12 protein-coding genes are annotated in these 13,356 nt (G+C 70.3%); 3 read left to right on the top strand and 9 right to left on the bottom strand.

All coding sequences use genetic code 11. The annotated features are described in order from the left end of the window. Nucleotides 1-80: 80 nt before the first annotated feature. The 7 genes from KO481_RS17615 to KO481_RS17585 all read right to left on the bottom strand — a co-directional run bounded on the left by KO481_RS17615 (nt 81) and on the right by KO481_RS17585 (nt 6,795). Nucleotides 81-1,277 (bottom strand): NAD(P)-dependent malic enzyme, encoded by a 1,197-nt coding sequence (locus KO481_RS17615; protein ID WP_372452063.1) that lies wholly within the window; start codon nt 1,275-1,277, stop codon nt 81-83. Nucleotides 1,278-1,816: 539 nt separating this feature from the next. Next, the gene (locus KO481_RS17610; RefSeq protein WP_215918236.1) at nt 1,817-3,421 is read right to left on the bottom strand and encodes an FAD-dependent oxidoreductase; all 1,605 of its coding nucleotides are present in this window, start codon (nt 3,419-3,421) and stop codon (nt 1,817-1,819) included. Between the two features lie 51 nt (nt 3,422-3,472). After that, nucleotides 3,473-3,739, bottom strand: a complete 267-nt coding sequence (locus KO481_RS17605) for a hypothetical protein (protein ID WP_215918235.1) — start codon at nt 3,737-3,739, stop codon at nt 3,473-3,475. Nucleotides 3,740-3,779: 40 nt separating this feature from the next. Then, complete coding sequence (locus KO481_RS17600) at nt 3,780-4,634, bottom strand: PHP domain-containing protein (RefSeq protein WP_215918234.1); 855 nt, start codon at nt 4,632-4,634, stop codon at nt 3,780-3,782. 57 nt (nt 4,635-4,691) lie between these two features. Beyond that, complete coding sequence (locus tag KO481_RS17595) at nt 4,692-5,267, bottom strand: suppressor of fused domain protein (RefSeq protein ID WP_215918233.1); 576 nt, start codon at nt 5,265-5,267, stop codon at nt 4,692-4,694. Nucleotides 5,268-5,331: 64 nt separating this feature from the next. Beyond that, the gene (locus KO481_RS17590) at nt 5,332-5,826 is read right to left on the bottom strand and encodes a YflT domain-containing protein (RefSeq protein WP_215918232.1); all 495 of its coding nucleotides are present in this window, start codon (nt 5,824-5,826) and stop codon (nt 5,332-5,334) included. Between the two features lie 12 nt (nt 5,827-5,838). Next, the gene (locus KO481_RS17585) at nt 5,839-6,795 is read right to left on the bottom strand and encodes an HpcH/HpaI aldolase/citrate lyase family protein (RefSeq protein ID WP_215918231.1); all 957 of its coding nucleotides are present in this window, start codon (nt 6,793-6,795) and stop codon (nt 5,839-5,841) included. Nucleotides 6,796-7,137: 342 nt separating this feature from the next. On the opposite strand from KO481_RS17585, the gene KO481_RS17580 reads away from it, so the two are divergent. From KO481_RS17580 to KO481_RS17570, 3 genes are all read left to right on the top strand, one after another. Beyond that, entirely contained in the window at nt 7,138-8,727 is a 1,590-nt protein-coding gene (locus KO481_RS17580; protein ID WP_308166655.1) for a lytic murein transglycosylase, read from the top strand. A 111-nt stretch (nt 8,728-8,838) separates the two neighbouring features. Next, nucleotides 8,839-9,687, top strand: a complete 849-nt coding sequence (locus tag KO481_RS17575) for a lytic transglycosylase domain-containing protein (protein WP_215918437.1) — start codon at nt 8,839-8,841, stop codon at nt 9,685-9,687. Between the two features lie 29 nt (nt 9,688-9,716). Continuing rightward, nucleotides 9,717-10,853 carry an Mrp/NBP35 family ATP-binding protein gene (locus KO481_RS17570; RefSeq protein WP_215918229.1) on the top strand — a complete coding sequence of 379 codons (1,137 nt, stop codon included), beginning with the start codon at nt 9,717-9,719 and terminating at the stop codon, nt 10,851-10,853. Between the two features lie 204 nt (nt 10,854-11,057). Here KO481_RS17570 and KO481_RS17565 read toward each other — a convergent pair whose 3' ends face one another. Beyond that, entirely contained in the window at nt 11,058-11,975 is a 918-nt protein-coding gene (locus KO481_RS17565) for an aminoglycoside phosphotransferase family protein (RefSeq protein ID WP_215918228.1), read from the bottom strand. Between the two features lie 5 nt (nt 11,976-11,980). Further along, nucleotides 11,981-13,270 carry an NsdA family TPR-like regulatory protein gene (locus KO481_RS17560; protein WP_215918227.1) on the bottom strand — a complete coding sequence of 430 codons (1,290 nt, stop codon included), beginning with the start codon at nt 13,268-13,270 and terminating at the stop codon, nt 11,981-11,983. Nucleotides 13,271-13,356: the final 86 nt, after the last annotated feature.

Here is a 13,356-nt window from a genome sequence, read left to right as displayed (position 1 = left end):
CGCACCACCGTCCCCGGACGGCGCGGGGCGCCCCACCCGCCGCGGCGTGGGGCGCCCCTTACCTGTTACCACTTCGATTGCTACGCAACGCCTTCGGCGCGCGCCTCGGCCGCGACGGCCTCGGCCACCGCGGGGGCGACCCGCGGGTCCAGCGGGCTCGGGATGATCTTGTCCACGGCCAGCTCGTCGCGCACGACGCCGAAGATCGCGTTGGCGGCGGCCACCTTCATGCCCTCGGTGATACGGCGCGCGCCCGCGTCCAGCGCGCCCTTGAACACGCCGGGGAAGGCCAGCACATTGTTGATCTGGTTCGGGAAGTCGCTGCGGCCGGTGGCCACGATCGCGGCGTACTTGCTCGCCACGTCGGGGTGGATCTCCGGATCCGGGTTGGACATGGCGAACACGATCGCCTCCGGGGCCATCGAGGCGATCAGGTCCTCGGCGATGGTGCCCGCGGACAGGCCCATGAACACGTCGGCGCCCGCGAGCGCGTCGGCGGCGGTGCCGCTCAGGCCGCGCGGGTTGGTGCGCTGGGCCAGCTCGGCCTTGACCTCGTTCAGGTCGCCACGGGCAGTGCTGACGATGCCCTTCGAGTCGAGCACGACCACATCGGAAACGCCCGCGGCCAGCAGGATGTTCGCGCAGGCCACACCGGCCGCGCCCGCGCCGGAGATGACGACCTTCAAGCCCTTGATGTCGCGGCCCTGCACGGCGGCGGCGCCGTTGAGCGCGGCCAGCACCACGATCGCGGTGCCGTGCTGGTCGTCGTGCATGACCGGGCAGTCCAGCGCCTCGATGACACGCTTCTCGATCTCGAAGCAGCGCGGGGCCGAGATGTCCTCCAGGTTGACCGCGCCGAAGCTGGGCCGCAGCCGGATGATGGTCTCCACGATCTCGTCGACGTCCTTGGTGTCCAGGACGATCGGAATCGAATTGAGCCCGGCGAACTTCTTGAACAGCGCGGCCTTGCCCTCCATGACCGGCAGCGAGGCGCGCGGGCCGATATCGCCCAGGCCCAGCACCGCGGTGCCGTCGCTGATGACCGCGACCAGCCGGTCGGTCCACGTGTACCGCTTGGCGAGCTCGCCGTCGGCCGCGATGGCCCGGCTCACCTGCGCCACGCCCGGGGTATAAGCGATCGACAGATCGCGCTGCGATTCGAGCGGCGCGCTGAGTTCCACCGAGAGCTTGCCTCCGAGATGGCCGGCGAAAATCTCATCGTGCGTGATCTCGGACAGGCTGGAAGTTGCATTCGGTGCGTCAGTCACAGATGACACGATTTCACTCCTGCTCGGTGCGGGCTAAACCGGGGGACGGTTACCGTCGGGTATGGAAAATAGGGGTTTTACGGGTTACTCGCGGGTGCGGACAAGACGCTCGCGCTCGTCTCTCAATACCGTTCAGTAGTTACATTGCGGCAAGTCGCGCAGGGTATTTCGAGACACGGTTTGCGTATTGCGGCACAAGATCCATCGAGCGAGAAACCGGACGGGTGGTCCGGGCAATGCCTTCGGGGATAACTAGGCGGCGGAGCGTGCGGAACCGCCGGGCAGGTGGATCCAGTGGCGAACCGCGGACCGGAGCCGTGCGTCACGGATCGCCGTTCACCAACCATCCCGGGCCGGGCGGTGGCGTCGGCCGGGATCCGGAACATTCTGCCAGTAGGTCGCGGACTTGCCAAATCACGGTTCGGACGGTGGTGCATTCCATCGTCCGACGGTAGGTGACCCGAATTACCCCCGGGTTAGTGAAGACTCGCAGCCCTGCGACATCTCGGTGAGCAGTCGCACCGGCCGCGGCGGCCCCGGGTGAGCCGTCACACCGAGGCCAGATCCGTCGGTTGGGGGCTGCCGTGCAGCACGCCCTCGTCGTCCGGGCGCACCCACACCGCGTCCAGGCCCCCGGCGAGCAGCCGCGTGCGCCACCGCTCGTCCGGCACCGGATGGTCGGTGCGCCGATGCATGCCGCGCGATTCGGTGCGGGCCAGCGCGCTGTATTTCGTCCACCGCGCCACCGCCAGCAGCGCCGCCGCCTCCCGGGCCCGCACCTGGTCCGGACCACTGCCACCGAGATCGAATTCGGTGGCCGGCCAGATGGCGTCGAGTTCGGCAATGCTGTTGCGCAGGCTGCCCGCGCTGCGCCAGTAGCTGCGCCGCAGCGGCAGCGTGTGCTCCTGCACCAGGCCGATCACCGCGCGCGGATCGATGCCCGGCACGCTGTGCAACCCGGCGCCCCGGACCGGCCGGGCCGGACCCCGGCGTCCCCGCCCGCGTGCGAATCTCGCCGCGCCCATCCCGGCCCACACCCCGGACGACACCGCCCAGGCCCCGCCCTGGCCGCCGAATCCGCCGACCGCACCGGTGATCGGCTCGCGCGCGGTCACATCGCCCGCGCCGAACAGGCCCGGAACCGTGGTGGCGCAATCGAATCCGATCAGGCGCACGCCACCGGTCCCCCGCACGGTGCCCTCCAGCACGGCGCGCAGCGGCACCCGTTCGGGATCGAGGCACAGCATCTGCCGCGCCGGGCCGGCCTCGGACATCAGGCCCTCCGGGTCGGCCTGCGCCAGTGCATAGACCCGTCGTCCGTCCGCCAGGGCCGCGAAAGCCTCGGCGCGCGAACCGAATCCGCCACCGCCCAATACCGCGCCCGACTCGTCGCAGAGGATCGCGAAATGGTGGGACAGCTCGGGCGGCGCCGGACTCGCCCCCGGCCGGCGCGCCCCGGCCGCGCCCCACGGCACGACCGCCCCACCCGCCGGGACCAGCGAGTAGGCGCTGGAAAACTCCATTCCCGACAACTCGCCCCCGGCCTCGACGGCCATCAGCAGCCCGTCACCGGTGTCCACATCGGTCCCGGCGCCGCCGGAGCGGAATGCGCACCCGCCGGTCGCCAGCACCACCGCACCCGCGCGCGCGGACCAGACGCGGTCGCCGTCGCGGACCTCCACGCCCGCGGCGCCCGCCACCACGCCCTCGTCGTCCGCGAGCAGCTGCAGCGCCGGGTGGAAATCGAAGATCCGCACCCCGGCCAGGACGAGGGACCTGCGCATCCGGGTGAGGTAGTGCGCCCCGTTCAGGAAGACCCGGGCGGACCGGCCCGCGCGGTCACCCGGGAGGCGATACCCCCAGCCGGTCATCTGATCCACCCGGCGATGAGTCTCGGCCAGCACCCGCGTCATCCATTCCGGATCACCGAGCCCGCCGCCGTCCTCGAGGCCGCGCGCCACCGCCTCGTCGCGCGCCGGCCCGGGCGGAATATTCCACAGCGACACAGTATTTTTCGCGGTCGGCCCGCTACTTCCGCAGCGGGCCTTGTCGAACAGGATCACGCGCGCTCCGGCGCGCGCCGCGGCCAGGGCCGCCCACACGCCCGCGGGTCCACCACCCAGCACCAGCACGTCGCTCTCAATCGCGGTCACGATTAATAAGGTTCGGGCACAATTCACCGAACCGCAACCATCCCGGATGGGTTAATTCCACCACTGCGTAACCAATAGATAACCTGCGGCCAGAAAAACAACTAAAGATCCGGAAAAGGCGGCAAAACCCCGACGCTTATCGGTAAATACCTGCGCTGTCACGGCCACTATCGACAATCCGATATGCCACGCCACCATGCGCATCCCCGGCCCCGGGTAGCCGCGCAGCGCACCCAGCACCGCCGAACCGGCCACTACGAGCATCAGCACCACCATTCCGGCGGCAACCACCCCGCTCAGCCCCCGCAGTACTCTCATGCCGTCCGCCCTCCCGTGTGGAGGGGGCATCGCACATCGTTCACGCCGAGACCACCGGCACTCCCGTGGCCTTTCCGGCCAGCTTCTCGAATTGCGCCGGGTCCGTGGTGCATTCGCCGAGGCGAATGGTCTTGTTGGCGCCGTGGTAGTCCGAGGAACCCGTCGTCAGCAGGCCCAGCTCGGCCGCGAGGGACCGCAGCGTCTCGCGATCGGCCACGCTGTGATCGGGATGGTCCACCTCGAGCCCGCCGAGCCCGGCCGCTGCCAGCTCACGGATGTCGTCCAGCGCCAGCAGCCGCCCGCGCGTGCGGGCCCGCGCATGCGCCACCACCGCGACTCCGCCCGCGGCGGTCACCATGTCGACCGCGCTCGCCAGCGGCGTATCGGCCTTCTCCGCGTAGTACCGCCCGCGCGGGGCCAGGAGATCCACGAATGCCGCGTCCACCGTCGGCACCACGCCCGCGGCCACCAGGGCGCGCGCCAGATGCGGTCGTCCGGCCGCCGGTCCCGCCGAGGCCAGCACCGCATCGGGATCGACGGGCAGGCCGTCGGCGGCCATCCGCTCGGCCATCGCCCGCACCCGGGCCACCCGCTCGGCGCGCAGCCGCTCACGCTCGCGCGCGAAGGCCGCATCGGCTGGATCGAACAGGTACGCCAGCAGGTGCACCGGCACCGGCCAGCCGTCCTCCCCCATGCCCTGGCACGACATCTCCATCCCCCGCACCAGGCTCATGCCCGGCGGCAGCGCCTCGACGGCCTCGGCCCAGCCCGCGGTGGTGTCGTGGTCGGTGATCGCGATCACGTCCAGCCCGGCGGCCGCGGCATTGCGGACCAGCTCCCCGGGCCTGTCGGTGCCGTCCGAGGCCGAACTGTGGGTATGAAGGTCGATGCGCACCCTGTCCATATTGCCCAAACGATCTCGACGCGCCGAGCGGGCCCGGTGATCGCGCGGTCAGAGCTTCGCCGCGCCCCGATCGGGATCGCGGATATCGATGCCCGCCTCGGCCCAGGCCTCGCGCAAGGCCGCCGCGCCGCGCAGGCGCACCCATGCCGCCTCGGTCGCGGTGATGGGTGCGACCGACAGGAAGCGCACCGGGTCAGCGGGTTCGGGCAGCGGCAGCTCCGGGATATCGCCCGGACCGAGCAGCGCCGCGGTGAAGGTCGCGTTGTCCCACAGCGGTTCTCCCAGATCCAGCAGTGCATCCGGTTGCAGCACAATGCCTTCCACGGCCGGTGAGGCGATCAGTACGCCCAGTGCCCGGGTCAGGCCCGCGGGCACGCCGCGGCGCGCGTGCAGGGTCAGCACCAGTTCCGCCCGCGGGCCACGAGTCGGATCCACCACGGCCGCAGTGGGATCCGTCATCGGATGCCGCGCGCCGCCCAGGGTGACATAGTGCACGAACTCACCGTCGGGAATGCGCAGGATCTCGATCGGCTCGAGCCCCAGGAAGGTCACCGAGGCCGAATCCGCCGACGGCACCCCGAAATGGCCCAGCACCGACGCCCGGACGGTATCGACGACATCCATGCGCTCGAGCCTACCCAGCCCTGAGCTCACCCACCCCGCCAGCTCCGCCGGCTCTCCGTCCCCGTTAGATGGCCAGCCGGGCCAGCATGTCGCGCGCCTGCTCGGCCGCCTTCGGCTCGCACAGCACGTCGTAGCGGCCCGCCACCAACTGCATGGTGGAGGCGAAGTCGCGCTGGCCGCGGGTGGCCGCGTAGGGAATCGAGGTGGAGATCACACCGAAGATCACACCGCCCACCAGGCCGACGATCAGCGGGCCGACCGCGCCGCCGGTGGTGAACAGGCTCAGCAGCAGTCCCAGGAACAGGCCCAGCCAGGCGCCCGAAACCATGCCCCCGCCAATGACTTTGCCCCAGGTCAGCCGGTAGAGGACCCGCTCGACCTGCATCAGGTCGACCCCGACGATGGTCACATTCTGCACGGGGAATTGATTGTCGGCCAGATAGTCGACCGCCTTCTGCGCCTCGGCATAGGTCGGGTACGACCCGACCGGCCAGCCGGACGGCGGTGTCGGCAGGCCCGGCCCCCGATTACGGTTCGTGTTCCCCAGCGGGTTGGTCATAACTCAATAATGCTAGTTCGCGGCGGGGGAAGGGGCTACGAAACGTGTGGTTCGCGCCATTCCCGCGGCGCGGCCCTTCTCGGCGATGACCTGAGCCATTTTCGCGCTGGCCTCGTCGATCATTTCCTCGCCCAGCATCACCGCGCCGCGCGCCCCGCCCTGTTCCGAGGTGTGATACGCGTAGGCGTCCAGAATTTCCTCGGCCCGGTCGTAATCCGCCTGGCGTGGGCTGAAAATCTCGTTCGCGGCCTCGATCTGGGTCGGATGCAGCACCCATTTCCCGTCGAAACCCAGTGCCGCCGTGCGCGCGGCGGCGCGGCGGAACGCGTCCAGATCCCGAATCTGCAGATACGGGCCGTCGATGGCCTGCAGGCCGTGCGCGCGGGCGGCGAGCAGGATGGTCATCAGAATGTGGTGATAGGCATCGCCGGTGTCGTATCCCTCGGGCTGCTCGCCCACCACCAGCGTGCGCATATTGATGCTGGCCATGAAGTCGGCCGGGCCGAAGACCAGCGTCTGCACCCGCTGGCTCGCGGTCGCGATCTCGTCGATGTTGCGCAGCCCGAGGGCGTTTTCCAGCTGCGGCTCGATGCCGATGCGCCCGACCTCGAGGCCACACGCCTTCTCCAGCTGGGTCAGCAGCAGATCCAGCGCCCGCACCTGCCCGGCATCGATCACCTTGGGCAGCAGGATCGCGTCCAGCCGCGCCCCGGCCCCCTCGACGACGGCGATCACATCGGCGTAGGTCCACGCGGTGGTCCAATCGTTGACCCGCACCACCCGGATCTGCTCGCCCCAGCCCGGCGAATTCAGCGCCGCGACGATGTTCGCCCGGGCCGCGGCCTTGGCCGCGGGCGCGACCGCATCCTCGAGGTCCAGGAAGATCTCGTCGGCCGGCAACCCCTTGGCCTTCTCGATCATTCGCGGATTACTGCCGGGGACGGCGAGCACCGAACGGCGGGTAGGCATGCGCGACTCCTCCACATCTGATTCGCGGTGAGTCTAACTACGGCAAACCGCGCAGCTCCCTCTAGCCTGGCACCCGAACGTCGACATGCCCGGCAGGCACCGACGACCCCGCGCGACCGGACCGCGCGACCGGAAGAATCCGATGAAAAGAGGGGTCGAGTACCGGTTTCACGACAAATCAGTGGCAACTGACCGCATATATCGATAGCAACAAGCTGACCGATGGGTAACCTGGATCACGTTGTCCTTCAGCGGCGGGTGGTCGAGGGGCCGCTGACACGACCAGAGGGGATAGGTGTGCCGATGCGAATATCTGGACCGGTTACCGTATCGACGCTGGTAGTGGCCGGTTTAGTTGCCTCAGGCTCGGCGGTCGGTACAGCTCCGCACCCGAGTGCGCCCACCGCGCCCGGGCCCTGGCTCGCCGCCGCCGCCGACGCCTCGGCAGCGCCGGGCAAGGATCCCGGCGTCGGGCTGGTACCCGCCGCCCCGGAACCGGCGCGCAAACTTACCGCGATGCCCGCGTCGACCGATGGCCTGGCGTTGTTCGGCGGCACCGTGCCGCTGCAGGATTTCTCGCTACCGGACGGCCCCGGAGCCTTCGGAATCCCGCAGATCGTGCTGGCCGCCTACCGCAACGCCGAGCTGGCACTGCAGTCCTCCGATCCGGGCTGCGGGCTGAGCTGGAATCTGCTGGCCGGCATCGGAAAGGTCGAGTCCAACCACGCCGGCGGCGGGCACACCGACGCCGACGGCACCACGGTCGGGGTCATCTACGGTCCCGCGCTGGACGGCACACTGCCGGGCAACGAGGTCATCAGGGCCGCCGACGGCAACTACGTGCGCGCGATCGGCCCGATGCAGTTCCTGCCCGGCACCTGGTCCCGGTACGCCACCGACGCCAAGGGCAACGGGCACCCGGACCCCAACAACGTCTTCGATGCCGCGCTGGCCGCGGGCAAATACCTGTGCTCGGGCGGACTGAACCTGCGCGATCCGCAGCAGGAGCTGCGGGCGGTGCTGCGCTACAACGATTCGGTCGCCTATGCCTCGCAGGTGCTGAGCTGGTCCGATGCCTACCGGACCGGCGGTGTGCCGACCCAGGTGAGCATCTCCCCCGACCTGATCCCACCGGACACCATGCCCGAGGGCGCGGGCTCGCAGATGACCACGGCCAGCTCGTCGGCGCCCGACACCGCCCCCGCACCCGTAGTCACGACCATCCCGTCCGCACCCACCCCGGTGATGATCAACATCCCGGGCCTGCCTCCGATCCCCTGCGGGATCTTCTGCCCTCCGCCGCAGCCCAATCCCTGCGACCCGGCGGCGGTACCGTCGCTGCCCACGCCGGGCGACAACGTGACCGGCGAACAGCGCTGGGCGCCCGGCATACTCGGCAATCAGGCCAATTCGGGCGAACCGCTGCGGCCGGGCGGACAGCTCCCCCTCGGCGGGCAGACGGCACCGAATGCCCAGCAGCCCAACAGCCAACCGGCTGGCATCCAGCTGCCCGGCGGCGTGCAACTGCCCGGCGGCGTGCAACTGCCCGGCGGCGTGCAACTGCCCGGCGGCGTGCAACTGCCCGGCGGCGTGCAACTGCCCGGCGGCGTGCAACTGCCCGGCGGCGTGCAACTGCCCGGCATTCAGCTTCCGGGTGCGCAGCCGCCGCAGGCGCAGTCCCAGCAGCCCGCCGTCTGCACTCAGCCGCAGGCTCAGGGGCAGCCGGGGCCCGCTCAGCCGAACGCGCAGGCCCCCGCCCTCGCGGGCACCCAGCAGGCCCAGAATCCGCCCAAGGCACCGGAATCCGGCCCCGCGCCGTCGAAGACGCCCGAACCGGGTCCTGCCGTCCACACGCCGCCGGTCGCGCCGGCTCCGCCCGCTATCCCCCTGCCGTTCAACATCGTGATTCCGCTGCCTCCGGTCGGCCGATAACGATAAACACCAGGGACGATCACGAAGGGGTAACGAAAAGATCTCGGATGCGGTAACCTTCCATCGTTGTATCGCGCAAGGCTCATAGCGAGCATGGGAGGTCACCACACCGTGGGACGTCACCGCAAGCAGCCGGAACCCCTGGTCCGGCGCGGATCCGTAGTCGCCCTGGCGGGTCTCGTCCCCGCAGGGGTCGTGGCCGTCAGCACCGCCTCCGCCGCGGAGGTGAATACCGCAGAGTTCACGGCTTTGGCTGTGGCACACCATGATTCGCCGAATCGGCAGGCGCAGGCGGCGCGTGCGGCCGCACCCGTGGCCGACGAGGTCATGCACATGGCAAGGCATCAGGGGCCGCCGGTCGTGGAATCGGTTGCGCTGCCGAGCGATCGCGCACAGTCCACGGCGCCCGCCGGTCCGAACGGCCTGCCGGGCGTGGCGTACGCCGCCTACCAGAACGCGGAACACATTCTGGCGCAGGACGATCCGCAGTGCCACATGCCGTGGGAGCTGCTCGCCGGTATCGGGCAGATCGAGTCGCACCAGGCCTACGGCAAGCTCGACGCCGACGGCAACCCGCTCGAGCCGATCTATGGCCCCGAGCTCAACGGCAGCCTCTACGGCAACAATGTCGTGCCCGAGACCGACGGCGGCGCCCTGGACGGCATGGCCAGCTACGCCCGCGCGGTCGGCCCGATGCAGTTCCTGCCCGACACGTACCGCAAGTACGCGGGCGACGCGCGCGGCACCGGCATCTCCGACCCGCAGAACATCTACGACGCCTCGCTCACCGCTGGCAGGTATCTCTGCGCGAACGGCCTGGACATGAACGATCCGTCGCAGCAGACACGGGCAATCATGCGCTACAACAACTCGATGGCCTACGTCGCGAACGTCATGGCCTGGGAGAGCGCCTACAAGACCGGCGCCACACCGGTGGCCGCGAACCTGCCCCGAATCTGAGGAAATCCCGCCCTCGCTAGACTCGGCTCATGCCAGTGGTAACGGAATCGGATGTGCGGGGCGCCCTCGCGAAGGTGATCGACCCGGAGATTCGCAAGCCGATCACCGACCTGGGCATGGTCAAGAGCGTGACGGTCGGCGGCGACAGTGCCATTTACGTGGAGGTCTACCTGACCACCGCGGCCTGCCCGATGCGCACCGAGATCAGCGAGCGGGTCCGCCGCGCGGTCGCCGACGTGCCGGGCGCGGGCGCGGTCAGCGTCGAGCTGGACGTCATGAACGACCAGCAGCGCACCGAGCTGCGCAAGCAGTTGCGCGGCGATGCGGCCGAGCCGGTGATCCCCTTCGCCCAGCCCGGCTCGCTGACCCGGGTGTACGCGGTCGCCTCGGGTAAGGGTGGCGTCGGAAAGTCCAGCGTCACAGTGAATCTCGCGGCGGCCATGGCCGCGCGGGGGCTGTCGGTCGGTGTGCTGGACGCGGACATCTACGGTCATTCGGTGCCCCGCATGCTCGGCACCGACCAGCGGCCCACCCAGGTCGAGCGGATGATCATGCCGCCGGTCGCGCACGAGGTGAAGGTCATCTCGATCGCGATGTTCACCCAGGGCAACACCCCCGTGGTGTGGCGCGGCCCGATGCTGCACCGCGCGCTGCAGCAGTTCCTGGCCGACGTGTTCTGGGGCGATCTGGACATCCTGCTGCTGGATCTGCCGCCGGGCACCGGCGATGTCGCGATCTCCATCGCCCAGCTCGTCCCGAACGCGGAGATCCTGGTGGTGACCACCCCCCAGCCCGCCGCGGCCGAGGTCGCGGAGCGCGCCGGGGCCATCGCCCTGCAGACCCGCCAGCGCATCGCCGGCGTTGTGGAGAACATGTCGTGGCTGGACCTGCCCGACGGCAGCCGCATGGACCTGTACGGCTCGGGCGGCGGCCAGGCCGTCGCCGACCGCCTCACCCAGGCCGTCGGCGCGAATGTCCCTCTGCTGGGCCAGATCCCGATCACCCAGGAACTGCGCGAGTCGGGCGACTCGGGCACCCCCATCGTGCTGAGCCACCCGGACAACCCGTCGGCCCAGGCGTTGAATGACATCGCCGAGAAGCTGGCGGTGCGCCGCCGCGGCCTGGCGGGCATGTCGCTGGGCATCGACACCACTCGCCACCTGTAGCCGCTGGCACGCACCGGCACCGGCCGTTCCAGCGTCATTGTGGTCCGGTCGATACCGCCCGCGTGTGGCCGCTCAGCCGCCGCGCCCGCGACCGGAGTTCACTGGCACGCAGTAAGCAGCCGTTGATCTCGACCACAGCCTGCCGGGATGTACGCCATACCTCCCGAGCGGTCGCCAGCCGGTCACGGTGGCGAGGCGAATCCATCAGAGGATGTGCCAGCGGATCTGGACGCCCTCGCGTAATGCGGCTATGCGGCGCAATACCTCTCGGGCGCACGGGCTCCCCGGGGCGGACTTGTAGGCGTTGGTGGTGATCATTCGGAGTTCGCGCAGGTCGCGGAGCCAGGGGTGGCCGGGCCAGTCGCGGACGTCGAAACCGTAATCGCGGCAGAACTTCTCGTATTCGATCGAAGGGTGCGCGAAGCGGCGGCAGTGCACCTCGACCGTGACCAGATCCCATTCCGGCTGGCCCAGTGCGACACTCTCCAGATCGCACAGCACCGCCTCTGCGGTGGTGCTGTCCCACAGCATGTTTCGATGATGGGCGTCGCCGTGGATGAGACCCGGCGGCAGCGCGAAGGCGATCTCGGGGGCACGGGCGGCCAGGCGGGCCCGCTCGGCGCGCAGCAGCATGCGATCCGACGGGGACAGGATCCGGCTGGCGTCGATGGATTCGGCGATGCGGGCGAAGGTGTCGCGCAGATGCCGTCCGGGCAGCCGCTGCGGCGGGCGGGTACGCAGCGCGTGCAGCAGCGACAGGGGCGCGGCCAGGTCCGCGGCGACGATCTCCCGCGACGGCGGCAGATACCGCCAGAAGGTGACCGCGCAGCCGTCGAACTCGAGCGGCTGACGCGTCGGCGCCGGCGGCACCACCGGCACATCCTGCCGTTGCAGCCACCGAGCCAGCCCGACGACGTCGACCGGCGGCCGCCCGTCGCACGGCCGATCGATCTTCACCACGACCGGAGAGCGGACCAGCCGGTACACCGCATTGGTGTGATGACGCAGCAGCCGCGCCCCGGTCGGATCCAATCCGGCCGTGCGGCAAGCCCGTTCGAGGATTCGATGGGTGCGCTGCGGGGTGAACTCGGCGGCGGCCGCCGGCTCCGCCGGTTGCGACATCGCGATCACCGACCCTGTCCCGTCTCGGCGGACATCAGCTGCCGCAGCTCGTCCGCCGCCGGACGGCCGCGGCCGTCCGGCGCTATGGCGTCCACCACCGCGGCCGCCCGGGTCAGCACGATCGTGGTGCGATGTTCCGGGGGCAGCGTGGTCAGCACCTGCACGGCCAGCTCGCAGGCCTGATCCACCGCACCCTCCAGGGCATAGCCGATCGCGGCGTCGAGTTCGATGAGCGCCGGGTCGATCAGCACGTCCGGGCTGTTCCGATACAGCGCCAGCGCCCGCTCCTGCACCCGGCGCGCGGCCACGGTGCGCCCGAGATTGGTCAGGATGCCGGATTGGTAGAGCAGCAGCCGCTTTTCGCCGAACCGGAACGCCTCGTCCGAGGCGGCGTCGCCGAGTTGGCCGGTATGCCGCACCGCCCGCGCCAGGGCCAGATCCGCCCCGTCGGCGTCGCCGAGCCGGGCCAGTGCCCGCGCCTCGGCCGCGGCCGCCAGGGCGGTGGCGTCGTCGGCGGCGCCGGGCAGCTGCGCCTGTGCCGCCCGCGCGAGCGTGACCGCCTGTTCGGGGGTGCCGTAGTAGTACGGCAGCATCGCGTGCTGTGCCCGCACCCGGGCGCGCAGCCGCAGGTTGGCCGTGTCATCGGCGGCCATCCGCGCGGAGCCGTACCAGGTGTTGGCGCGTTCGATCTGCCCGAGCTTCATCAGCGCGTCCGCCACCAGCAGACCCAGCACCGCGGTGACCTCCGAGAGCCGGGACTGGATGGCCGCGGGCTGCCGCTGCGCGGCGATCCCCTGCACCTCGAGCACGTCCGGCAGCACCGTGGCCAGCACCCGGGCGGGCGGGGTGCGGGTATAGGCCAGCATTCTGCCCGCGGCTCGTTCCTCCATCAGCTCGACCATCATCGGGCCGACCGTGCAGGCCGACACCGTGCGGTCGACGACTGAGCGGGCATCGTCGAGCCGGGCCAGCAGGGCCGCGTCGTCACCGGGCGCGGGTACTGCGGGCGCCGGCGCGACGCGACGCGCGGGCAGCCGACGCGCACCCAGTGCGGCCTCCCCCTCGGCCAGGATCTGCTCGAAGCGTTCGCGCGCCTCCGGACCGACCTGCATCAGCAGGGTGTCGAGCAGCTCCTGGGTGAGCGGGCGCGGGGTGACCGCACTCAGACCGGACCGCCAGTTGGCGACGGTCGTCATCTCCACGCCGAGATGAGCCGCGAACTCCCGCACCGACTTTCGGGTAGCTTCCTGCAGCGCGGCCGCTTCGAAGCCGGTCCACGGCCGACCCAACACCATGGGAAGTCCTAGCAATTGTTAATTCCGTGTTGCGCGCTGTCGTGCCAACAGTAGGCCAACACCAACACCAACACTGCGCGATTTCG

The sequence above is a fragment of the Nocardia albiluteola genome, assembly GCF_018860155.1.
In the GTDB taxonomy this organism is placed as follows: Bacteria; Actinomycetota; Actinomycetes; order Mycobacteriales; family Mycobacteriaceae; genus Nocardia; species Nocardia albiluteola.
The sequence above is the reverse complement of the archived record's forward strand: the minus strand, read 5'-3'. Positions and strand labels throughout refer to the sequence as shown.

What these genes read in the sequence shown, in the direction of transcription:
- KO481_RS17605 (WP_215918235.1), bottom strand. Translation starts at nt 3,739, where the DNA reads ATGAGAGTACTGCGGGGGCTGAGCGGGGTGGTTGCCGCCGGAATGGTG.
- KO481_RS17595 (WP_215918233.1), bottom strand. Translation starts at nt 5,267, where the DNA reads ATGGATGTCGTCGATACCGTCCGGGCGTCGGTGCTGGGCCATTTCGGG.
- KO481_RS17590 (WP_215918232.1), bottom strand. Translation starts at nt 5,826, where the DNA reads ATGACCAACCCGCTGGGGAACACGAACCGTAATCGGGGGCCGGGCCTG.
- KO481_RS17585 (WP_215918231.1), bottom strand. Translation starts at nt 6,795, where the DNA reads ATGCCTACCCGCCGTTCGGTGCTCGCCGTCCCCGGCAGTAATCCGCGA.
- KO481_RS17570 (WP_215918229.1), top strand. Translation starts at nt 9,717, where the DNA reads ATGCCAGTGGTAACGGAATCGGATGTGCGGGGCGCCCTCGCGAAGGTG.
- KO481_RS17565 (WP_215918228.1), bottom strand. Translation starts at nt 11,975, where the DNA reads ATGTCGCAACCGGCGGAGCCGGCGGCCGCCGCCGAGTTCACCCCGCAG.
- KO481_RS17560 (WP_215918227.1), bottom strand. Translation starts at nt 13,270, where the DNA reads ATGGTGTTGGGTCGGCCGTGGACCGGCTTCGAAGCGGCCGCGCTGCAG.